The following is a 25,534-nucleotide window of genomic DNA, read 5'->3' as shown; positions in this document are numbered from 1 at the left end:
TTACCCTACCCGACTCGTCTTCAGAACCGGACGTGAGACTTTCACCTCATCACGGCTCCTCTCTTAAACGTCCCTTTTCATGGGCACATCCCTGTCTTAGTGTCAACATATCGTCAACCCATAAATAATCTTCAGGTAAGTCCTGTAACTTTAGTTCTGCGTATGTCTTTTTATCTAAGGCAGTTTTAGTATCGTGGCAATGTCGGTGCAATAGTTGTTTATTTTTATATGTGTTGTCACCACCTTCAGACCTTGGTTTTATATGGTCAACTTCAATTAGGTCGTTTGGTCTAAAGGTTAGTCCACAAGATGCGCATTTATTCTTTTGCCGTTTAAGTAGCGCTGTGACTTCTTTCCTTACGCCTGGATGTTTGCCGATTCTGCTGCTCCAATAAGTCCAGTCGCCATCATAGGGTGATTTATTACCTTTAACTTTGATGTGTCTTATAATAGATACATCTGCGTGTCGGTTTAGTATATATTCGCCATCGTTAAATTCCCAATTCCTGGTTTCTTTAATTTTGGGGAAATACTTCTTCTTAACCCATTTAGCCGACTTATTTGGATGCCTTCTACTTGCCCATCTCCATAGTTTTTTCCACAGGAGCATATCCATCTCACTGAATACTTCCTTACTGACTACTGTTGAGAAATAGTTAGCCCATCCCCTTATTACTGGGTTTAATCTGGCTATCAAAACTTTGGCAGGGGCAGTTTTATGATAATCACATATATCCGCCAATTTCCGATAATGAGTTTTGATACTTTTGGAGGATGGTTTTATCAGCGTTTTAAATCCTTGTTTAGTTGACTTAACTTTCCATTGCCTAATTGCGAAACCTAGAAAGTTAAATCCGGGTTTATTTCCTTCATATTCTTTCAAGGTGTGGGCAATCTTAGTTTTCTCTGGTTTTAGTTCTAATCCTACCTGGTTTAACCATTCCTGTATTACGGATTTAGCTTGTAGCACTACTTTGACATCTTCGTGTAAGATTACGAAGTCATCAGCATAGCGTATTATGGATAGTGCTTGCTTATTTGCTCGTTTTCTTCCTGGTAAAGATTCAGCGAATTTGTTTAAACACTCTTCCATTCCGTGCAGGGCGATGTTTGCGCTTTTGGGGACTAATTACCCCTCCCTGTGGTGTACCTTCCACAGATTCTAGGAATTGATTGTTGTCAAGCACCCCAGACTTTAACCATTGTTTGATTAGTCGTCTGTAAGGAGATTGACCTATATTTCCTAAAAGTGCATCATGGTTAATTCGGTCAAAGCATTTGGATATGTCAGCATCAAGTACATATTTAGGTTTATTCTTGATACTGTCAAAGATGGCCTCTATAGCATCATGCGTTGACCTTCCTGGTCTAAAACCATAGCTTTTAGGTTCAAAACGTGCCTCCCACTCTGGTTCCATACCTAGCTTCACCAGGGCTTGTAATGCACGGTCGTACATTGTTGGGATTCCAAGCGGTCGCTTTTCATCCTTCCCTGGTTTTGGTATCCAGACTCTGCGGGTCGGGCTTGCCTTGAGGTGGCGTGATGAGAGTAGGTTCACCAAGTTGAATCTCTGCATTGGTGGTAGATTTTTAATACCATCTATTCCAGCAGTTTTCTTGCCTTGGTTATGCTGTGTCACGCGCCTAACAGCTAGCAACCTTGCGTAATAGCTTTTTAAAAGAAGTTTTTGGTATCTGTGCATCTTGCGGAATTCGCCACGGCTGGATGCTCTGTAAATCAATTTTTGTAATTTGAATACAGATTTCTCTACCTTCTTCCAATTAATGTCCTTCCAATTAAGGTTAGGATTGATTGAAATTTGTGAAGGTATATCCTCTGTATGCCTTGCTACGCTTAAAAATGGCTTAGGTGACCCTAACTTTCTTTTTAGTGTCTGAGCTTTATTCATTACTATTCATTGCCTTACATTACGTCTAACAGTGGATACGTCTGCAAATTAATGCTTATTATCCAATCCTACTCTCCCTAAGACCTGCAACATGAGTGCAGGCTGACCTTGAATGGCTTCCTAAGTTCTCGACCTATATTCTTAGGTGTCTTAGAGAGGTTTCCTCGTTCCCTTATTCCTTTATTACGACTGATTTAGTGGGGCAAATTCTCCCGGAGGGTTCGGCATGGTTGTTGATAATTCTCATAAACATAAGATTATCCATTGACCCCCTGATTTTCATCCTACATTCCATAGCTACCTTTGGAATGGTCAGTTGTCACGAGAGTTTAATTACCTTTCTGTTCGTCCACTTGTCAGCCTTTGCTCGCGGTATCGTTCCTCGGTAACTGGTATTTTCCCGCTTTTAGGCCAGCTTCACCAGTTTGATATTCAGTCTCACCAGTGTGGCCTATGCTGTCAACCCAACAACAGGGCAGATGGAATTTCACCACCAAGGATATAAGAGTTTTCACAGGTCGTTAACGAAGTTATCCCGTAGGGAAAGTTATTAGCTTCATGTTGTGACCTGGAAGGCTAGATATATCTGCTTTTCAGTAGTATTGACTAGCCAACGAGTCGCACGTCTATATCATCTGCACTAACACCTAAAATTTGAGCATTTCTAGAAATATATTTTGGCAAATCTTGTTGAAACCTACGCGCCTCAATAGTACAACCAGAAGTAAAATCTTTAGGATAAAAATAAAGCACTATCCACTTACCCCGATAATCAGATAAAGAAATTTCTCCATCTCCAGTATTCGTGGGTAAAGTAAATTCTGGTGCTGGTTGGTATAACTCCGGTAATTTTCCTCCAAGTGCCCAAGTATTGGGAATAAAGTTAAACCAAGTTATCAAAGCTAAACAGCTAGCTAAAAATATGCTAATTAGATTCCGACGGGTGGTCATAATTTACGATGAAAACTCTACTTTATATAAGTTTACATAAATTTACGAACAAATTTTCTTTGAGGAAATTGTTCAAATCTAATATTTCGGATTTTGAGGAAAAATAGCGTTTATCAGAAAAGCCAGAAAATTTACTATATAATAAGCAATTTGTACAAAAATTTTACCCATAAAATTAGGAAAAATGGAAGAAGATTTACCACAAATATCAAGTCCAGCAACAGTATTAATGGTGATTGATAATCAAATAGTTACTATAGAAGTTGATGGTATAAATGCACCAATAACTGGAGGTAATTTTGTTGATTTAGTAGAACGAAATTTTTATGATGGTGTCAGATTTCATCGCATCGAAAATCAACCACAATTTTCATTAGTTCAAGCAGGAGACCCTTTCAGTAGAAATCCAGATGTTCCTTTGGAACTTTTAGGAAGTGGTAATTTTATCGACCCACTCACAAATGAAACTCGATTTATTCCTTTAGAAATTCGGCCGTTAGGACTTGGGCAAGAAATTATTTACAATCAAATAGTTTCTCCTCCATTACAACTACCAAATGTAGTAGGTGCAATTGGAATGGCTCGTACAACGGAGTTAAATTCTGCATCTTCTCAATTTTATATTCCCCTGAATGATTTATCAGTATTAGATGGTAGTTTTGCCGTATTTGGTAATGTAATAGATGGGTTAGATGTTATAGAAGAACTAGAATTAGGTGATAGTATTACTGCTGCGAGAGTTACTCAAGGAATAATTCCTAGTCGGGTTTCACAAATTATTACTGATACTACTCTGCTCAATAATTTTATTAATATTGTTAATCGTGCAAATATTCCATTACCTATTGATTTCTTTCAAGTTTTAACAGAAGGAGATGATATTTTTCCAATTTCCACAGAATTATCTCAAGAAGTATTTGGTGTATTAGGATTAGAAGGAAATGATGAAATTACAGGTTCAATACTTAATGATGTAATTAATGGTAATCAAGGAGATGATAGTTTAGATGGTAGAGATAGTTCTGATTATCTTCGGGGTGGAAAAGGGTTTGATTTATTATCTGGTGGTCCTGATAATGATATTCTGAATGGCAACTTAGATAGTGATACTTTATTTGGTGGTAGAGGAGATGATTTTTTACGCGGTGGTAAAGATAGTGATGTATTAACTGCTGGGGAAGGAAATGATATTTTAATTGGTGATGCTGGTACGGATAATTTATTAGGTGAAGCAGGTGCAGATACTTTTATTTTGACCTTAATAGAAAATGAAGAAGATAATGCAGATACAATCGAAGATTTTAATTTTTTAGAAGGGGATAGAATAGGTGTTTCGGTACAAATATCTGCCCTATCTTTTACTCAAGAAGGAAATAATACAGTAATTCAATTAGAAGGTGAAACAGAGGAAGATAATATGATTCTTGGTACGGTGAATAATTCGACAGCAGAAGAAGTTAGAAACGCCAGTTTCTTTTTCGATTTTGCTACTATTTCTGTTCCTGATACACTGCCTTTTGGAGATGCAGCTTTGAGAATTGGATAATTGAATTTATGGAAAAGTTTATTAGTAGAAAAAAAGCAATATAAAATCAAGTATTTTAGTTTGAACTATAGCTGTTTTGATTTCTTATACTTTGCTATGCAAGAGTGAAAAAAATTAGAGAGCGGTCAACAATGATTAAAAGAAGTTTATCCTCTTTTAAATTGACCTTCTTCCTGATATTTAAGAAGTTTTATCGCCAGCCAAATTAAGAATAGAATATAATGAAGTAGCAAATTGTGAACAACTCAAGGAACTAAGGAACTAATCAACCAATGCAAGAAACAAAAACTACCGAAGAATATTTAGAAGAGCTAGAATTAGCTGATTTAGAAGGCCAGGAAGTCACAGTGGAAATGGTGGTACAAAAGGTATCCCAGGAAGAAGAAGAAGAAAATGATGAAGAAAATGATGATGAAGAAGAAGAGCGTGGTGAGAGAGAAAAAATTACTGTTACACTCAACTCCGCCAGCGCTCCAGTCACAGTAGCTAACTTTGTAAACTTGGTAGATCAACATTATTTCTATGATGCTCTGGTATTCCATCGGTTTGAAGAAGGTTTTGTAGTTCAAACTGGTGACCCCCAAGGCAGAGATCCTGATTTTTTGATTGAAGATTTAGGGTCGGGGAAATTTATTAATCCTGCAACAGAAGCACCACGGGAAATACCTTTGGAAATTCAAGTTGCAGAAACAGGAGAAATTGTCTATAACGAGGTAGTTGCCGATCCAGTAGAGCTATCCCATGAAACAGGGGTAATTGCTATGGCACGAAGTCAAGCACTAGATACAGCTTCTTCACAATTTTACTTTACCTTAGATACTGACAATGAACTGGATGGCCGTTATGCAGTATTTGGTGAAGTGACTGATGGTTTTGATTTTGTGCAAGAGATTCGAGAGGGCGATCGCATTCTTGTAGCTAGGGTAGTTGACGGAGATATATCTAGTAGAACTTCAGAGATAGCTGCTGACTCAGATTTACTCAATGATTGGGTTAATGCGGACAATAAAGTGAAGGTATCTTATGTTATCTCTATGGATGAAGGTACTGAAGATATTGAGGATATCGATAATGTTGATGATTCTAATAATGGAACAGATCTATTATTAGAAGGAGCTCTATTGGGTTCTCAATTAACCGAGTCTCTTGAAGACCTTCCTAATGATGAAACAGATGAAAATTCTGACAGTGAAGAAGATGATGATGAGGATGAGGGTGATGAAATAGCTAGCGCTGTTGATGAAAATGAAAACTCAGAAGAAACAACTGAGATAGCTGAAAATGACAGCGATGAAAGCATTCTGGATATAGATGTTGTTGATTCTTCTTTCACAACCATCATTGGAACAGAGAGTGATGATGTTATTGATGTTCTCGAAATAAGCGACGTTGATACTGATTCCTCTTTTGCAATTATGGGTTTGGCAGGTGACGATGAAATATCTGGTGGTAATGGTACAGATATCCTTAGTGGAAACGAAGGTAATGATATAGTTAGCGGTCGTGACGGTCAAGACTTTGTCAGAGGTGGAAAAGGTGTTGATATATTAATAGGTGGCAAAGGAGATGATATTATCATTGGGGATCATGGTGCTGATATCCTGACTGGTGGTTTGGGTGCAGATAGCTTTATTCTGCGAGCTGATATTGTTGATGGCATAGATGAAATAGACCAAGCTGACTTGATTACTGATTTTAATGTCGCAGATAACGATCGAATTGTCGTGATTGCTAATTTCATTCCTTCTGAAGGGTTAGCTTATGAATTATTCGATGATGACACAGTAATTAGACTGTCTGACAGTGGCTTTATATTAGGAGTAATTCAAGATACTTCCATAGAAGATGTTGAAAATAACATTTTTGCAGTACCAGAGACTGATTATGCTCTCCGTCTTGGTTAAAGAATGGTAAGATTAAAAGTATTATTGAGTTCGCTAGACAATTTTGACATATTATGATTATGTTTAAAGTTGTACTAGCGAATTTTATATTGTATTGATTTTGGATAAAGTTTCTTTTTTATAGCAGAAGGAAGAAGTTTGATTATTTATATTCTGTTGTTTGAGCTGTTTCATAAGTCAAATACAGTAATGGCGACTACTATAGTAGGCGTTGCTGAATAGAAGTATGAATGTGCGATTGTTTTGTTCTGGCCAAGCCCCCGCGCATCCCCCACGCATTGGGGGACTTTTAGAGTTTTATTCCCCCCAAAATTGGGGGGCTAGGGGGGCTTGCATCATACCCAGAATCAGCAACGTCCTATAGTAAGGAACGAGTTGATTAGGACATAGAGTGATGATGAACCTTACCCAGGGAAATGCTTTTCCAACATTCCATGACACCGAGTTTGCTACCAGGTGCGTATGCCACCTATGGGGGGTCGTACCACTATTACTATTCCCTATTCCCTGTTATATATAGTAATTCTAGTCGATCAAACAAATTGATAATTTTTCCCTGTTCTAGTGTTTTCTACCTTCATAGGTTCAAAAAAATGTAATTTAAATTCAATTAAAATAACGAGATATGATGAAATTTTTAGCCGCTATTACCTTAGCCATTTCTTTAATTTATTTTAGTTTATCCGCACCAGTCATAGCAGCTAATTCTGAAGATATTAATCATCTACTACAAGATAATTGGTGCGTATCATTTTTGTGGAAACAGTGCGATTTAAGTGAGATAGATTTACATGAAACTAATTTAAGCAATGCGAATCTTTCGGGAGCTAATTTAACTGGTGTAAATTTTCAGGGTGCAGATTTGAATGGTGCTAACTTTTCGGGAGCTAATTTAACAGGAGCTAATTTAACAGGAGCTAATTTATATAGAGCAGATATTAATAGAGCTAATTTAACAAATTCAAACTTAAGTAACACTCGTTTGTTGGAAGTTGATCTAACTTTAGCAAATTTAAGTAATGCCAATTTAGTTAATGCTAATTTGTTAGAAGCAAGACTCTGGGGAGCAAATCTACAAAAGGCTAATTTAAGTAATGCTAGTCTCCGTGGTACTAACTTAGAATATGCTAATCTTGCTGATACTAATTTGAATGGAACAGATTTTCATAGTTTCTCTTTCCGGGGTCATAAACAAGAAACTAATTTAAGTAATGCTAATTTGGAAGGTGCAATTATTACTGATGTAGATTTAAATGGAGTAATTATGAGAGGAACAATTATGCCTGATGGCTCAATTAATGAGTAATATTATGTCCGGTTGAATAGTTATAAATAACGAGGGAGGTGTCAGGAGTTAGGGGTCAGGAGAAAGGAAGGATGAAAGTGCGAATTATCTGGGGAGATTCCGGCATTTTATGTCTGCATTGAATGGAAGTAGAAAGTGAGATAAATGTATAACCGGATTTCAGATCAGGAGTCAGGAGGGAAGAAAAAGGAAGAGGAGAAGAAAGTTTTTTATTACGCTATTATCCGGACATGATCTAATATCATGTCCGGATAATAGCGTGATCAAAAAACTTTCTCTTCATTTATAGCTTAAAATTCCCTCCTCATAACTCATAACTCATAACTCATAACTCATAACTCATAACTCATAACTCATAACTCATAACTCATAACTCATTACTCATTACTCATTACTCCTCCATTTTTATTTATAACTATTCAACCGGACATGATCTAATTGGTAATTAGACAAATTCAATATCAGATATGATGGGTAGGTTTTTTTAGGTAAATTCTGGAAAAATCAGAAAATTATATTCACTCAACCTACCCCTAAAATAGCTAGACTTAATTTATCTATCAATTCTTGTCATTCTCACTGGAATACAACCAGAATAATCAGAACAATTTCTCATTTGCCAATTACCACGATGACCTGACTCGACATAAAAAGTATCAGGTTGATAAGCACGGTTGATTGCATTACTACCAGGATAAGTAGGTCTACTACCCTGAAGAGCATAACCATTAGCATCTGGAACCATATTCATTTGTTGTTCGGCATAAACTTTTCTACCATTAGGCCCAGTGACATTGACAATCATAGTTCCAAAATTTCCATCCATTCTTAAACGTCCCCTGTGTAACCATCCATTTACCCTCCATTGCAAATTCCACACTCCATTCATCCCTTCGTTGATTACATCTGGACTTACACTTTTTTGCCGTATTGGTTCTGCAAAAGCAACTTTCATGGGAATTATAGTTGCAAATGACAAAGAAGTAGCAGTTAAAGCAACTAAACCAAGGCTAATAATTTTATTTAGGTTTGTTTTAATAGTCATAGGAAAAATTCTCCTGAAATTCAGTGACTTATTTCTTTCTTATACTTCTAAGGTTAGATAGTAAATTCCAGAAAAATATCTCCTAGTTTGGTAATTTTTACCGAAAAATTAAGGTATAAAGCCTCTCCATTCATGGAGAAAAAAGCGGTCGTTTGCGTTTGCGATAGCATTCCGTAAGGAAAGAATTCCGTAGGATGGGGTGGCTCCGAAACCTGCGCCATATTCAATCGACCAAGAGAAGAAAAAAATTCCTTTTAACCCAATCCTCTTCTCTTCAAGGAGAGGTAATTCTAAATTCGCGCATTCTAAATTCGCGCATTCTTGAACTCACCCATCAGGATGAGGTGGAATTAAATAGGGTTTGCGCTTCACTAGTCTTATGGGTGAGGGTAGGAGACAGGAGACAGGAGACAGGAGACAACCCACCCCTCGCCCCTCCCCCTCCCTGGAGGGGAAGACAGGAGAAATTGGAATGAGCGAGGAGGCAGGAGCTAAGTTTTGTCCCAAGATTTTTCTGCGCAACTCTTGACCAAAATCCGCTCCTAATTGAACCATTACCACCCAAAACCTCGCACTTTTTGATACTTAAAAAGGCACTTACCTTTATCTATCAATGCTTTGAGATTTAATCAGCAAGCCCTAAATAGATTTTTATCTCCTAGAGAATGTGCTCGTATTCAATCATTTCCCGATCGCTTTATATTTAAGGGTACAACAATTGAAAACTACACAAAAATTTGTAATGCTGTACCACCACTTCTAGCAAAAGCATTTGGTTACTACATAATAGACATCTCCGAAAAATAAATAAATTGTGATAGAGTCATATAAAATGTAATTTTTTATGGCTAATTATGACCAGTATGCTTGACTACATTCACAATCATCCACAAGAATCAGAACGTTTATTAGGTATCAAGTATGAACAGGCACGAAAAGTTATTAAAACAAGCCGAAAAACTCCACGACAGAGCAATAATTCCAATAATTTTTGCAATCCAATAACTACAATCCTTACAGAACAAGGTTTTTGGGGATTTTTTAAGTTATAAAGCGACAAGTCTAATAAGACTCTGTGCTTAAGAAAGGGGTTTGAATGAATATAGACTTTGGAGCTGACTTTTGTAGTAAGATTTTTCGGGGTGCATCTCATAGCAAGCAAAAATACTTTTTTCCTATAATATTCCCTATTCCCTATTCCCAGATGAGCTATTCCCAGATGAGCTATTCCCAGATGAACTATTCCCAGATGAGCTGTTGCCTGTTGCCTAAAAGCGATAAATTTTTGACTTTATTCACGCATTGAGATGCACCCATTTTTCGTTTCTCAATTAAGAAAGCTTTTATCAGTAATTAAAAGCAATAGCTGATAGCTGATGGCTAAATGCTTACATAATTTATGGATTAAGAATTTTTATTAAAAGAGGGAATAGGAAATACTCATTAATTTTAGAAAAATATCTTGATTATTTTTCCTTCTTCCCTCTTCCTTCTTCCTTTTAAATCAAACTAGGACATTTCAAATTCACCATTCCCAGTCGCACATGAGAACCATCTTTGAGAATAGCTTCTAAGGAAATTTTCATCTCTGGCGCAAATTCAATTACCTCTATTTCTCCCCAGAAACCACAATATTTAGCTTCTGGAAATTCTGGATGAATTTCTCCTACATCTGGACGATGTAAATTAGCAGGAATTTCTCTGATTACTTTGCCAGCTACAATTAATTCTACTGTAACTGGAGGAGATGTTTTTCCTACTACCCATCCTCCAATACAAATGGAACTAATATCTTTTTCTACTCCTGGTTTTGGTACATCTATAGAACATCCTACTATTTCTGGATCTTTTTCATATAAAGAAACACTAACTTCGACATTTGTTTTAATCCTTAGACTGAAGTCTTCTTGTTGTCGAGTTAGATGAGGGTTATAACAAGGGTCTTTATCTATTAAATATTTCCATCTTTGCTTCATATTCTGAATTTCTTGTTGGAAACGTAATTGTTTTTCTCCTGTATTTTCTACTCCCCGACTTTTCGATTCATGGTGATACAAAACAGCGTGAGGTACATAAATATTTCGATAACCTTTATCTATCATTTTCAAACATAAATCTACGTCGTTAAATGCTACGGCTAATTCTTCATCAAACCCACCCATTTCTTCAAATACTTCTCGCCGACACATTAAACAAGCGGCAGTTACGGCGGAATAATTATTCACAGAAATAATTTGACCATTATATCCAGCATCAGTGGGAGAAAAACCACGATGGCTATGGTCTGCTATACTCCTCATTCCTAATACTACTCCGGCGTGTTGAATTGTATTATCTGGGTATAATAATAAAGCACCGACTGCTCCTATTTTTTCTCTTTGTGCTTGTTCGACCATTGCTTCTAACCAGTCAGGAGTTTTTACTTCTGTGTCATTATTTAAGAATAGTAAATAATCACCTTCTGCTTTTTCTGTGGCAAAGTTATTGAGCTTGGAAAAATTGAAAGGAATATCATATTCATAACATTTGAAACGTTGTGGTTCTTGATTTTTCCACCCTTCAATAATATCTTTTGTTTTTGATTCGTCGCTGCCATTGTCAATCAATATTACTTCATAATTTGGGTAAGTTGTTTTGCTAAATATTGACTCTAGACATCTATCTAAAATGTCTCCTAAGTTTCTGGTGGGAATGATAATACTGACTAGCTTTTTCTCTGGAATTTGATAACGAATTTGATAGAAACCAGGATGTTGAGTGAGGTTATAAATTGTTCCTTTTTCTCCTCGTCTTTCTAATGCTTCTGCTAATGCTTTTTTGGCTGTTTCTGCTGAAATTGTCTGATTTATTGCTACTTCATTTTCAGAAATTCTGTTGTGATAAAGTATTTTGGGAATGTGGAATATTTTTTTACTTGTTTCGCTTAAGCGCAGAATTAAATCATATTCATAATTATTTTCATATCCCCCTCGAAAACCGTTTAATTTTTCTAGTAATTCTCGGCGATATATACACAAATGACCAGTGTACATTCGAGATAAAAATGAGTCTGGACACCAGTCTGGTTTAAAGTATGGTTGAGTTAATTTCCCTTCTTTTGTTAATTTATCTTCGTCTGAATAAACCATGTCTGCTTCTGGATGTTTATTCAGCAATAGCGCCATTTCATAAAGAGCATCTGGGGTTAAAGTATCATCAGAATTTAACAGGGTAATAAAATCTCCTGTTGCTAATGCTAAGGCGGTATTTAAGTTTGTGGCAATATCTCCACTTTCATCTTTTAAGACTAATTTTACTCTGTTATCTGTTTCTATATTTTGCGGAAGTTTATCGGCAATATAACAGATTTCCCAGTTTGGATAAACTTGATTTATCACTGATTCAATTGTCTCTTGGAACTCTGGAGATGCTTGTTTTTCTGGCAAGATAATACTAATTAATGGTTGATATCGAAAGGTCTCTAAATTTTCCGACATCTTCTTTAGTTTTTCTGAACTAGGTAAGTTTGCTTTTAGCCATAATTGATAGGCATCTTCTTTTTCAATTACAGGATAATTTGAGGGAGAAATAGCAATATTTGCTTGTTCGTTATTTACTATTTCCTTTTCCCTTTTCAAAAGAGCGAAACTTTCCTGTTGCCTCTCTTGGTCAGCATTCCCTCTCTTGGTCGGCGTTCCCTTGCGACTGGCGTCGTCGCGGGGTCCGACCGCTTGCGACTGGCGTCGTCGCGGGGTCTGACCGCTGTTGCCTGTTGCCTGTTGCCTGTTGCCTGTTGCCTGTTCCTTTAAAGTCTTTTTTTTTGGTAATATCTTTTCTAATTCTGCTTGAATTTCATGGTCATCTGGATTAATTTGTAAACCTAACTGATAAAAGGCGATCGCTCCATGAGTTTTCCCTTTTTTTACTAATGTATTGCCTAGTTGTAAATAAAGTTTGTGGTCATCTGGTTTTATTTCTAATGCTTTATGATAAAGCTGTTCATTTTCTGGGTTATTTTCTATGGCTTTTTCGTACCATTTTATGGCTTCATCTAAATCTAATTGAGCGCGTTTTTTCAGGGCATCTCCTAATTTTTGATAAGCTTCTGGTAGGTCTGCTTTTAATTCTATGGCGCGACGATATGGGTCTATTGCTTCTTGCCAATTTCCGGCTGACCATAAAGCTTTTCCTAAGTTAATATGAGACCAAGTAAAGTCAGGTTTTAGTTCTATTGCTTTACGATAAGGTAAAACAGCTTCTGACCATTTTTCTAGTTTTAATAGACAGTCACCTAAATTATTATGAGACCAAGAAAAATCAGGATTTAATTCTATTGCTTTGCGGTATGCTTCAACAGCTTCTTCCCATTTTTCTAATTTCTTGAGAGCTTCTCCTAAACTATTGTGATACCAAGAATTATCTGATTTTATTTCACTTGCTTTTTTATATGCTTTGGCAGCTTCTTCCCATTTTTCCTGCTGTGAGAAAATTTCCCCTAATTTTCCATAAGGTATATCAAATTCTGGATAATTTTCCGTTGCTTGACTGTAAGCTTTGATTGCCTCTTCTACTTTTCCTTGTTCTTGGAAAGCTTCTCCATCTCTGTAATAAATTTCTCCGATTTTTTGCTTGATTTCTGTATTATTTGGTTCTAGTTGTTGAGCCTTTTGATAATTTTGTAAAGCTGACTCTACCTGTCCTTGATTTAATAAAGCATCTGCTAATTTTTCGTAAGGTTCTACATTATTTGGATTGGCAGATATGACTCTTTGATAACAAGCAACTGCTTCTTCCCACCGCTCGTTTTGAATTAAAATTTCTCCTAATTTATAACTAGCTTCTACTAACTGTGGCTTTAACTGAATTGCTCCTTGATAACAAGTGATCGCCTGTTCTAATTGACCATTTTCATTCAGAGTATTTCCGGTATATAAAAATTCTTCTGCTGTAGCTTTTCCTGGTTCTAGTCTTAATACTTGAAATAAACATTCTGCTGCTGCTGTTGACTGATTAAGTTGAGTATAAATTTTGGCTAAATTACGATATGCTCCAGCAAATTCTGGTTTAATTGCAATTGCTCTACGATAATATTGTATTGCTTGTTCCCACTGTTGTTTTTGAGCAAATATAGTTCCTATATTTGCATGTACTTCTACAAAATCTGGTTTAATTTCTAATGCTTTTTTGTACCAATCTAATGCTTCTGATAATTTCCCCATAGCTTGTAAAGAATTACCAATTATTTTATAAGCTTTGGGTTCTGGTCTAATTGAAATAATTTTCTGACTCACAGTAATAGCTTGTTGCCATTTTTTCTGATTCACGTAAGTCTCTGCCACCATCATATAAGTTTCTATATCTTCAGTATTAATCGCAGTTGTTGGTTGAGGTGGAATATTATTTATCTGTTCTGCTGAAACAAGAGTATCATTAGCATTTACTTCGTGATTATTTAAACTGCTCACTAAAGTATCTTGGGCTTCTAATTCTTGACCAGAAATTAAATTATATTGATTAGCTCTAATATCTGTTGAAGTTTCTACTTTTGTATTGGTATTAGTTGGTCTAAGTTCGATAGCTCTGCGAAAACAAACTGTAGCTTCATCTAGATTCCCTTGCTCCTTTAAAGCAGCTCCTAAATTTTGATAAGCTTCTGCTGAATTAGCATTTAATTTAATAGCAATTCGGTAACAAGATATTGCCTCATTTAAACTACCCTGTTGCTGTAGATTTTTACCTAAGTTAAGAATTTCTTCTAGGGTGGCTTTTTCAGGTTCTAGAGAAAATGCTTTGTACTGACAATATATAGCAGATTTTTCGTTGCCTAAACGTAACCATACTTTTGTCATATTACGATAAACTCCGGCAAAATCTGGCTTCAAATTTACAGCTTTTTGATAATAGGATATTGCCTCTTGCCATTTTTGCTGCATGGCGTATAAACTGCCGAGATTAGCATATACTTCCGGCCAATCTGATTGGATTTCTAATGCTTTTTTATAGTAATTTTCTGCAGCTTCTAATTTTCCTTTTGCTTGCCAAACATTACCTAAAGTTTTGTAGGGTGGAGCATAATTTTCTTCTATTTTTATAGCTAATTCACAAGAAGCGATCGCCTCATCAAATTTTTTTTCGGCTACATAAGCTTCTGCTTTTTGGTGGAATTTTTCTGCTGCGCTTTCTGGAGGATTTGTTGATGCCATTTTCTCTCTTTTTTTTGCTACTATGAATTAAGTTAATTTTCGGTTTGGATAAAACCTTAATTGAAAAACGGGCAATAGTTTTTATTTCCTATTCCTTACGTTTTTCACCCTCGTCACTTCAGTTATCAGTTATCAGTTATCAGTACCTCCTTTCAACAATTAATAATGAATAATGAATAATGAATAATTACCTCTTCTTTTCAAGGAGAGGATTGACAAATTCATGAAAATTTTTCTTCTCTTGGTCGATTGGATATGGCTATCCCTCGACCGCTTATTATCTCCTGAAAAGGGGAGGCGCATACCCAAAATTTTTCAGTAATACCAGTTTAAAAAAAGAATGCTATAAAACAATACAGTTCAGTTAAGGATTTTTTTTGCATTTCTGTAGTCTGAAAAACCTATCTAATGGTTCCATATATTATGAGTTTTTGTCTAAACTGTTTGCGAAGCATTCCGTAGGAAACCGTATTGTGCTATAAAAACTATATCTAGAACGGATATGCTGAAAAATATTTGCTCCAGTTCATTTTAGATAGTTATATCTATTTTTTTCCCTTTTTTTTTCAAGATTTATCCCTTTTTCCTTCTTGCTTCCTCCTTCTGACCTACGGACGCCCTTATGCAACGTCCCTACCATTTGTAACAAATGTCGATCAAATTGGTATAGCTAGGGAGGCAAGAAAATACGGAATTCTCTTTTTTTTATACCCCTAAAAGAGTAGCTTTGAGACCTGTTTTTTTTGGTTATTCTGTTCCGTAGGTGTTAGTTTTATGGAATAAGGGATTAATTGTAGGTAATAAGATTTTACCTAATACTATTTCTTTGTAACGATGCACTTAATGATTTTTTTACGGCATTATTTTGCTGGTAATTATCATATTTTATTCAGAGCAACTTCATAGATAAATTGTACAATATCATGTTAGGAGGGGTTAGTTATTAAATTTTATTTATAGCAATTCCTAAGAAGCATAATGTACCAAATTCGTTTATTTTAGGAAGTAGGGAGTAGAAAAGAAGAAAAACAACTGTACTTTAGTAACTTGAGAAGCGTTATATAACTGAGAGTACAAAATAGATACTGAAATTGTCTTTACTTTTCTCGTTTCTTCCTTCCTAAGTTATTTATAAGTGTTTAACTGATAACGTAGCTCCCCTGGAGGGGACACATAATATAACACCTAATATTTAATACAACTCCACTGTTTTTACAATGTCCAAAATTGGTAGGAGTCATATCATTTCAATTTAGATATGTCATAAATAGTTTTATAGTTCATAAAAATATAGTCACATAAGACATATTCTTATAAATATATAGTCGAGAGTTATTAAATTTCGTCAAATATTTAGTAGCTATGCTTGTACAAACAAACGAAGATATTTGACATTAATTTGACAGTTGTCCTGAATAGTAATGGTGAAGATATATATTCTTTAATTTCTTCCCACACTCCCCTACTCCTCTACTCCCTTACTCTCCAAACACTAATTAGGGTTTGCGCTCATAAATATCAAATTATTGACTGATATTGGTTTGAGCAATTTTAGGTATGGGAAAAGTACCAGCTTTTCGATGGAAAGAGCTGCAAAAAGCTAGTATTTTGGAATAATTATGATCAAGATTGAGGGACAATTCTTACTTCTACCTCCTCACTCCCATACCCATTTCTCCTGTCTCCTACCCCCATCAGACTTTTTCAGCAAAACCTAATTAAACCTCCAACTTTTTTCATACATATTCTGATAAAGATATGGTCGAGAGTTATTAAATTTCGTCAAATATTTAGTAGCTATGCTTGTACAAACAAACGAATATATTTGACATTAATTTGACAGTTGTCCTGAATAGTAATGGTGAAGATATATATTCTTGAATTTCTTCCCACACTCCCCTACTCCCCTACTCCCTTACTCTCCAAACCCTAATTAAACCTCCAACCTTTTTCAAATAATACCTACAGCTTTAAGCATTAAATTTAGTGACCCTAAGTTCACCAAAATATCTTCTACAAGGGAACTTTCATACATTAAATTTCTAATAGGATAACAACTAAATGCTTCACCTACTAAAAAGTAATGTTCAAGTCCTAATAATTGGCTAATATGCCAATAGTAGTATCTGAGATAGTCGGGGGAGAAAAGTTCAATAATTTTAGTCTCTGGATTACAGAATACTATATTTGTCAGACCACTTCCATGAGGAGCAACTATAATTTTCGCATGAGCAAAGATGGCAATTTGAGTTTCTAGGGACATAGACTCTGGAGTAATACAGGTAAAACCAAATTTGCTTAATACCTCTACTACCTCTGGTTCATTCATTACTCGACGATATCTAGCATTACTCCTACTTATATATATTCTTTCAGGCAACCCTGACTTCTCAATAATTCTTTCTTTGAGAAATACTTCTCTCAAAAATTTTACTCCCCACGGTTGTAACCATCCTAAATAACTAGGATATGAGGGAACAACTAATTCTTCTGCTTGAATGTAGGGATGGCGATCGCTTGCTAAAATTTTCTCTTCGGGAATGCCCAGAATTTTTAAGGTCTCCTGCTGAAAAGGTTGTTGATAGTTATTAACCAAAAACCAATCTATCTGTTCTAAATTTATGCCCTGACGTAATACTTCTATTCTGGGCAATAGGTCTACTACCCAATGAAAATACACATTTCCCGACAGTACTGATAATACTGCTACTTTACCATGAATTTTCTCTAGAGACGGAAGTTCTTCTAAACCAAATATTCGATGTTTACCTGGGTCATGGTTGGTACATCCTGGTAATGGAGATGGATACTCCCGAGACACATCTGCCAGTAAATAGTTGTCTGGACTCATAATGGCGATCGCGTAACATAGTCTCCAGTAATTTTTCTTGGGCATAACCCAAGCTCTTCCCTCTGGTACTATTGTTACGAAGTTGGGAGTCTGGGAAATTTTCAGAAAGTGAGAAAAACCAGACAAACTATTTTTTGAGTCTTCTGTCAAGGAGGGTATATCCCCTTTTTTTAGTTCCTTGAGGAAAGAGCTTTTTTTCCCTAAATTCTGATTCAAAAAATCCATATCTTGGCTAAACCCGCTCCTACCATTGAGACTATAAACTCCTGGGGCGAGATATTTAGCTTCAAAATACTGATAAATTTCCGATAAACATTTACCACAATTTAATCCATGACATTCTAAATTTTTCTGCCGGTCTTTAGAGCTTAATTCCTGAATTGAAGGTTTAGTAATTTCTGCTATATCTTCTGTTGTGGATTTTTCTAATTTTACCTCTATATATCTTGGCAGGTCATTGTTACTATCTAATCGTTCTATCCAATCTTTTGTAGATAAATATAATCCTTCTAATTTTTGATAAGGCTGAAAATTATTGTTGAATATCTGCGAATCTAATATGGCTTTTTCCGATAAAACTTTACTGTAACAATCTATCGCTTGCTGCCATCGTTGTTGCTTTTCCAGAATTTTTCCCAAATCAAAATAAATATTTATCGTCTCAGCCACTCTATTTTCACTTAATAATACTTGGATAGCTACTCGATAACTAATAATTGCTGGATTTAATCGTTTTTGTTTAACTAAACTATTCCCTAATAAACAATAAATCTCTGGTAAATTCGGCTGAAGTTGTAAAGCTTTCTGATAAATGATCTCTGCACTGGCATAAGATTCATTTTCCATCAATACATTGCCAAAATGAATATAATATTTGAGCAAATATTCAGATATTTTCTGATACTGCTGCTGAAAAATTTCTGAATAACTATCTAAATTTTGTAGCTCCTTGATAAAATTTAAACCAGCTACTTTTGTCAAATACAATTCATCAGAAACTATCTGCTCCGCATTCTCTAACTTAGCCGACCATAACTGACAAAAACCATCAACAAATTGATTATTAGTAATTGCCTTTTGTAAATAAAGAAAAGCAGCCTTAAACTTTCCTGTAGTCATTAAAGAAAAAGCACAATCACTGTAAACTAATGCATTATCCTTTTCTTGCTTTAGTTGAATAACTTCTTCAAAACATTTAACCGCCCATTCATGCTCCCCAATAATTTGTAACGCTTTACCCAAATTATAATGTGCCTTAATAAAATTAGGATTTAACTCTATAGCACGATGATAAGCAGCGATGGCTTGTGCGGGATTTTCTCTTGATAAAGCATGACCAATATTATTATATAAATCTGCTGAATTTGGTTTTAAACCTAACCCCTGCCGATAAACTTCAACAGCTTCTGACCTTCTATTCAAATCCGCTAAAACACCACCTAAATTATTATAAGCTTCTACAGAATTAGGCTTGAGTGCGATAATTTTTCGATAAATATCAACTGCTGCTTGATAATTTCTTTGCAACTCAAAAACAATACCCAAACTAAAATAAGCCTTAATATAATTCGGCTTCAGAATAATAGCTATTTCATAACATTCAATAGCAGCTTCTAAATAACCAAATTGATGCTTAATATTACCCAAATTATAATAAACTTCCGGCCATTTCAGCCCTAAATTAATCCCTTGTTGATATTGACTTGCTGCTTCAATCAACCACTTTCTCTGACTATATAATTGACCAAGAAAAGCATGAACTTCCGCATATTCAGGCTTAATCTCCAAAGCCTTTGTATAAGCATACATAGCTGCCTGAAAATCGCCTTGAACTTGATAAGTTTCCCCTAATATTCTGTAGGCATCCTCAGAATTTGATTGTAATTCTAAAATTTCTTTACAGGTTTCTATAGCTTGACCTAATTTACCTTCGCTCAAGTAGAGTTTTGCTAATCTGAGATATTCTTTTATTCCCATCCTTAGCTAGTAGTTAATCATCTCAAATAGTTGCTGGAGACCTGCACTATAATCTTTGATTTAGTACCGGGAGGAAAACAACCAGCAAATAAATGACTTTCCTCCGTTTACTTAGAACAAACTTAGCTGTTCTCCATTAGTACCGCTAAACTTATTCCTGGATTTTTTTTACTTTCGGTTGTACCTCTGATGTGCTTAACTCAGAAGTATCAAACATATTTAACTGAACTGGACTAGGTGAAATATCAATTATTTTATTGAAAAGGTTAGTAGTTTTCTGTTTGATTAATTCGCCAAATCTATAAGTATACCCATCTGATTTATGCAAGTGTTGACAATATTTATAACCAATTCCTTGTACAGTTTCAGTCTTAATTTTAATATTGAAACTGCCAGTTTTTCTGACTGCAACTCTACCAGAATAAGTGCCAATCTTTTTGCTTTTAGTCACAACTGCTTTGACAAGATCGCCAGTTTGAAAATCATAGAATGATTTCTGCCTGAGCTTAGGTGCAGTTCTAGGAAAACCATATTTATTTACCTTAACCATTTGGCGAGAACCTCTACCCATTACTTTAATTATTAATGGTTGATAGTTCTGAATATTTAAACTATCTGGGTTGGAAAGACCAACACAAGCTACATCAGTCCAATGAGGATAACTTAAAAAAAATCATTAAAAATTTATCCCCCCTAACCTAATTTTAGAGGGGAGTCAGAATTTTCATTCTAGGGTTATACCGATATGTTAAACCGCATCTATATATTAACCAGACTTAGAATATTTCAAAGTCAGTGTTTTGTAATGGGTTATCCGCATCATATACACTATTATCAACCCGAGCAATTTGATTTTCATCAGAACCAGGATCTACTGTTGGGTTGTAGTAGACTAAACCATTAGTAGGGTCATATATAATTGCTGCAGAACTTGCTCCATCAACTAGAGGGTTGAAATTCTCAATCACTGCAAACTCGTCTGCTGGCAATGGATCGCCATTTGGTGTACCTGTTAAAGCATTAAACCTTGCATCTTCAGGAATGAATGGACTAGCAGCGAGAACTATCTTATCTCCTTCACTCCTATTAAAGTCTGTTAGAGAATCTGTTCCATAACTACCATCTGAATTGTACCAGAAGAAGAAATCATCAGCTCCAGCGCCACCAGTTAAAGTATCGTTACCCCTAGCTCCTGATATGAAGTCATCCCCAGCACCACCATCAAGACTATCGTTATCTTTACCTCCATCAATAACATCGACGCCTTCATTACCCTCTAGGGTATCATTGCCTGAATTACCTCTGATATCATCATCTCCCGATCCACCTCGTGCTACATCGTCTCCGCGATCGCTAAAGATAATGTCTCCTCCTTGACCACCTTCTAAGGTATCATTATCTCTACCACCTCTCAGGCAATCATCTCCATCCCCTCCTTGTATAGAGTCATTTCCTCGGTTTCCTTGGATTGAGTCATTGCCAGTACCACCAACGCCAGTATCTTCACCTCCTCCTAATGCCACTACATCATTGCCACCGCCAGATGCTACTATATCATCACCACCTAAAGCTGAAATTTGGTCTGCACCAGATGTCCCAACTCCACGGTCTTCCCCTGGTGTATATACTCGGACACGACCTCCATCGGCGATGCCAGTACTTACATCGGTTACTGGATCCGTTTCGGTACCTGGTGGAATTACTACTTGAGTCACTTGCTTACCTCGTTTTTTAGTATTTACTATTACTGATTTATGTTTGATTTGCTCAAAGAGCTAATTTTAGATTCTGTATAGATAACCGTTTTTGTCAACCTATATTTTCATTTCTAGGGACAATTTAGTCCTTGTGAATTAAGACATCACAAGCATAACCATTGTTCCCCATTACTACAGCACTACCTAATGTCATAATTCATGTTTTAGGAACTAGGCCAGGTTTTTTTCTGCTGCAACAGATACATTTTTTAGAAAGTTATAATTATGTACTATTTCGTATATTTTTGCATCTTTAAGACTATATATGATTTTGTCTAAATATTACAGATATTTTTTGGCTCAATCTATATAAGCCTCCAGAATTTTAACATAGTATGAGCTATTGTCAATTGCCCAATTTGCCGATTAATTTGAAATTCTATAAATAAATTCTGTAGTTACAAGTTAACTTTTGCTTTGAATAACTTCTACAGATTCAGTTTGTTTAGATCATATTAAAATCTAAGATTAGTTTTACTCAGAAGAAAAAGGTTGAAAGCTCTTAGTCTTTAGGTAGGGGATGAAAACGACGGTGCGGTATTTATCCGGCCGAAGTGATAGAATTAAAGTGTGAGTAAGAAGTTCATCTGCACCTGGAACTGTCCTAGTACAGAGAAATCCCGGCATTTAAGAAACAACGGTTTATACATTCAACGGCAGTATGACTATATCACTGCAAGCAATAGCAGGAAAGGGAGTGTAAGATTTTGGTATAGTGATAGAACCTCCTGAAAGCTAACAAAAAGTAAGCACAATCTATATGAGTTAATGTCAATACAAGTGAGTGTATAGAGGCATTTTAACTAGTCCCACCCGGATAAATATCTGGGTGACAGTGTAAGAAGAAGCGAGCAATGTTTGTTTATCCCATTGCGTAGCATCCGCTTAAAATCCTTGTCTCTTTAGAGCAGGGAGAAGTCAAAAATTGGACTTGGTATTATTTGCCAATTTATTTATTTAAAGCTACTTGATAGTATTTGTGTTCTTGTACTATTAATATGATTGAATTATGAACTGTTATCAACACAGGAGGAGGACATCACTTCTGTTAAAACTGTGGTCAGGGTCTCCCAGATTGAAGAATCCCGCGCTCTCCCGTAGGGGAGCGTCGGGAGTATGTCAAAACTCATTCCAGAGTTATTAACCATATAACTCTAGGGAGCCGAAAAGTATCATAAACATTGAACACAAATATAGTCATATATAGTTAAATATAGTCTTTTGTATTCAGAAATTTGGGCGAATATTGACATAATCTAACAATGTCTGTCATAATAACAAAGCTAAATAGTCTCAAGAGTCAACGTTCTGAATTCAATAGGGTGAAATTCCTGGACTGATACGCTACCTCTAGATACATAAGAACCTACGTCCAAGCCTCTGTATTATGACCAAGCAGAAATTGAATCAGGGAGATAATCAAAAAAGGGGAAAAGAAAAAGCAGCTCCCTTATGATTTTAGCTATGGGATAGAGAAGTCAGTGCGTTGGCCGAGTTTCCCGACAGTCACGAACTGGCGTAGTTTTGTAGTGCCTCCTTTCCTAGGTAATGCTGCGCAAACGGAGGAGCTACGCTAACACGAGCGTCAAGGTAACACCTGCAAAATAAGGATATGTCATATTTGACTATATTTTTATCTCAACGTTGGTTGAAGACCCGTGCTCTCCTGAAGGGGAGCGTCGTATGGGAAAACCAATCAATTTTGTGGTGTATGCCAATAGTGTGTTAAGCTTAAATAAGGCTGCTGGGCTAGCAGTGTCAGTCTGTGGAGCGCGCCTTTAGACCGAAAATAGTCTCGACCTTGGAGGCTAGTGCATTGAAGTATAAAGACCTAATCAGTGATGGTTAGGAATCCCGGGCTTTCTCGTAGAGCAGCGTCGGGAGGATGTCAATAACTATATATCTATGAATTTGTTTACTGAGGATTGTGGCAACAAACTCTAAGCTAGAAGTAAAAGACCATCAAGATTAAGTAACTAGGAATATTTGTTCGAGAGTTCAGGTAATCCTATATTTTTACCGAATAATTAATAATTAATAATTAATAATTAATAATTAAATAATTCGCGCCTTGAAGCCTCCCCTTGGAGAGGGGAAAAAAAGCGGTCGAGGGATTGTGAGGTCTCCTCGCCATATCAAATCGACCAAGAGAAGAAATAGTATTTCCTTATATTCAATTCCGTAACGGTTTTAACCAGAGGTAATTATTAATTATCCATTATCCATTAATGAACTAATCTTTACCGAAAAGCGACGTTGAAAGCCCCCGTGTTTTAACCGGGGGATGAAAACAAGGGAGTCGTTTAGACTAGACAACTTTAGTTGTCCTGTGCTATTATTATCAATAAAAAGTAAGCAGAACGCTAGGCATTGGCTTTAGCCGACTGTGTAGGGGCACTTTGACTTGTCCCCAAAGAATATATCTTTGGTCAGCTAAGAATAAACGAAGCAATACGGATTTATCCTGTTGCGTAGCATCTACTTAGAATCCCCTTGCCTTTAGGCCGGGGAGTAGTCAATTTTGGAAATATAACTTCTATAATAGTCCTGCCATAACCAACAAATATCTGTTATCTCAAGGTTGCTTGAAGGCCTGCACTCTCCTGACAAGGGATCGTCTTATGGGAAAATAAATCAATGTTGCGGTTTTCCCAATAGTGTGCTATAGTAAATAAAATAAGTTGGCTTGCCTAGTATTGTCTAGGGGAGCTATCGGATTAGCGACATATTCTTGAGTAACCGTAAGACCGGAAAAAGCCTCAACCTTGGAGGCAGGTAAGTTAGAATCAGAAAGCCCTAATCAGCCATGGTTAGGAATCCTGCTTTGTCGCTCAAGGGCAACGTTGGAAAAATGTGAAAGTAGATAATTATTATTGGAGAGGTGGCTGAGTGGTCGAAAGCGGCTCACTGCTAATGAGTTGTACGGGAGAACCCCGTACCGAGGGTTCGAATCCCTCCTTCTCCGTTATAAATATAGTTAAATTAAATAAATTAAAGACATAACACATAAGAGAAAAAATGTTTTTGTTCTTTTATTGTAATTTTTTCATTGCCTCTACAAACCTTTGGGAAATATAAGGCATTATCTTTTCATTTTGACTAAGGTTCTTGCCTTCTGTAAATACAACTAAAAGATATGGCTTAATATTTGGTAACTCAATATAAGCAAAATTATGACGCACTTGGTTGTCCGAGCTTCCTTTGCACCATACTTTAGTATCCTGAGGTAGACTATCGTCCAAAAATCCTATAGATTGTTCCTTACTTCTATCTCTTAATTTATCTTGGCTAGGATTTTTCTTTAACAAGTTCATCATTTTTTGTGAGGCGACAGGAGATACTGCAACCCCACCCACAATACTATGTAGCAAACGAGCTGTGCTATGAGTAGTAACTATATTTCGATTTTCCATCAATAGTCCTTGAAACATCCTTTCTCGACCATAAGGACCATCACACCATGTTTTTTGATTAATATTAATGAATTTTAACTCAGGCCACTTCAGAGATTGAAAATAACGATTGACAAAGTTACGTTGATATTTCCAGGTTTGAAAAGGTCCTGATGATATTTCAGGTCCACTGGTAGTTCCAGTTAAAACATCTACAACTAGACCAGTAGCATCGTTGCTAGAATAAACGACCATATCTCGAATTGCTCTTTCTAACTCTTTTGAGGTTTTGACCATTCCTTTCTCTAACCACTCATAGATAGCTATAAGATAGAATAAATGGACTATTCCAGCAGCATACATCCGTTCATCACCGTGATCGCTCCAACCACGCACTTGCTGTTGCCAAAACTCTGTAGAATTCTTAATATTTCCTGCCATTGGTAAATCGTAGACTAACCAAGTTATCGCAATTTGCTCATAAGTTAATTCCGAAAATTCTATCTTGATTGCCTCTATAATGTCTTTACCCAGAATATTTAACTGTTCATCTCGATCAAAAAAAGTCATATAGAAAAATTAGGTAAAATTTAGAAAAGAGAAAAATACTTATTTAATAATATATGGATTGAGTGAAAAATTCTCTGTTAATTATTCCATAGTTCTTGAAAATTAAAGCTATCTTTAAATAATAGTGATTCTGATAACTAAGG

Annotated in this window: 11 protein-coding genes, 1 tRNA gene and 2 pseudogenes; 6 read left to right on the top strand and 8 right to left on the bottom strand. The window is 36.0% G+C overall.

Annotated elements, in window-relative coordinates; translation table 11 throughout:
- Together ltrA and F6K23_RS14550 are read right to left on the bottom strand one after the other, a co-directional pair.
- A pseudogene (gene ltrA / locus F6K23_RS14555) lies at positions 1-1,910 on the bottom strand (group II intron reverse transcriptase/maturase).
- Between the two features lie 624 nt (positions 1,911-2,534).
- Positions 2,535-2,861: pseudogene (locus F6K23_RS14550) on the bottom strand (peroxiredoxin); the annotation flags it as partial.
- A gap of 184 nt (positions 2,862-3,045) precedes the next feature.
- Between F6K23_RS14550 and F6K23_RS14545 the strand changes: the two are divergent.
- The 3 genes from F6K23_RS14545 (at position 3,046) to F6K23_RS14535 (ending at position 7,617) form a co-directional block, all read left to right on the top strand.
- Positions 3,046-4,407 (top strand): peptidylprolyl isomerase, encoded by a 1,362-nt coding sequence (locus F6K23_RS14545; RefSeq protein WP_293156512.1) that lies wholly within the window; start codon positions 3,046-3,048, stop codon positions 4,405-4,407.
- Positions 4,408-4,679: 272 nt separating this feature from the next.
- A complete protein-coding gene (locus F6K23_RS14540) occupies positions 4,680-6,311 on the top strand; it encodes a peptidylprolyl isomerase (protein ID WP_293156510.1) in 1,632 nt (543 codons plus the stop codon).
- A 625-nt stretch (positions 6,312-6,936) separates the two neighbouring features.
- Positions 6,937-7,617 (top strand): pentapeptide repeat-containing protein, encoded by a 681-nt coding sequence (locus F6K23_RS14535; protein WP_293156508.1) that lies wholly within the window; start codon positions 6,937-6,939, stop codon positions 7,615-7,617.
- Positions 7,618-8,170: 553 nt separating this feature from the next.
- On the opposite strand, the gene F6K23_RS14530 is transcribed toward F6K23_RS14535, so the two are convergent.
- A complete protein-coding gene (locus F6K23_RS14530) occupies positions 8,171-8,662 on the bottom strand; it encodes a hypothetical protein (protein WP_293156506.1) in 492 nt (163 codons plus the stop codon).
- Between the two features lie 618 nt (positions 8,663-9,280).
- On the opposite strand from F6K23_RS14530, the gene F6K23_RS14525 reads away from it, so the two are divergent.
- Entirely contained in the window at positions 9,281-9,469 is a 189-nt protein-coding gene (locus F6K23_RS14525) for a DNA cytosine methyltransferase (RefSeq protein WP_293156504.1), read from the top strand.
- Between the two features lie 56 nt (positions 9,470-9,525).
- Positions 9,526-9,714: a hypothetical protein gene (locus F6K23_RS14520; RefSeq protein WP_293156502.1), complete on the top strand. Its 189-nt coding sequence runs from the start codon at positions 9,526-9,528 to the stop codon at positions 9,712-9,714.
- Between the two features lie 447 nt (positions 9,715-10,161).
- Here the strand turns inward: F6K23_RS14520 and F6K23_RS14515 are convergent, their stop codons facing one another.
- From F6K23_RS14515 to F6K23_RS14500, 4 genes are all read right to left on the bottom strand, one after another.
- The gene (locus F6K23_RS14515; RefSeq protein WP_293156500.1) at positions 10,162-14,844 is read right to left on the bottom strand and encodes a tetratricopeptide repeat protein; all 4,683 of its coding nucleotides are present in this window, start codon (positions 14,842-14,844) and stop codon (positions 10,162-10,164) included.
- 1,951 nt (positions 14,845-16,795) lie between these two features.
- Complete coding sequence (locus F6K23_RS14510) at positions 16,796-19,672, bottom strand: tetratricopeptide repeat protein (protein ID WP_293156498.1); 2,877 nt, start codon at positions 19,670-19,672, stop codon at positions 16,796-16,798.
- 151 nt (positions 19,673-19,823) lie between these two features.
- Positions 19,824-20,222: a hypothetical protein gene (locus F6K23_RS14505; protein WP_293156496.1), complete on the bottom strand. Its 399-nt coding sequence runs from the start codon at positions 20,220-20,222 to the stop codon at positions 19,824-19,826.
- A gap of 226 nt (positions 20,223-20,448) precedes the next feature.
- A complete protein-coding gene (locus F6K23_RS14500) occupies positions 20,449-21,387 on the bottom strand; it encodes a calcium-binding protein (protein ID WP_293156494.1) in 939 nt (312 codons plus the stop codon).
- 2,917 nt (positions 21,388-24,304) lie between these two features.
- Between F6K23_RS14500 and F6K23_RS14495 the strand changes: the two genes are divergently transcribed.
- A tRNA-Ser gene (locus tag F6K23_RS14495) sits at positions 24,305-24,394 on the top strand.
- A 67-nt stretch (positions 24,395-24,461) separates the two neighbouring features.
- Here F6K23_RS14495 and F6K23_RS14490 read toward each other — a convergent pair.
- Entirely contained in the window at positions 24,462-25,391 is a 930-nt protein-coding gene (locus tag F6K23_RS14490; protein ID WP_293156492.1) for a serine hydrolase, read from the bottom strand.
- Between the last annotated feature and the right edge of the window lie 143 nt (positions 25,392-25,534).

The sequence above is a fragment of the Okeania sp. SIO2C9 genome, assembly GCF_010672455.1.
Classification (GTDB): Bacteria; Cyanobacteriota; Cyanobacteriia; order Cyanobacteriales; family Microcoleaceae; genus Okeania.
This window is presented reverse-complemented; position numbering and strand designations above follow the sequence as displayed.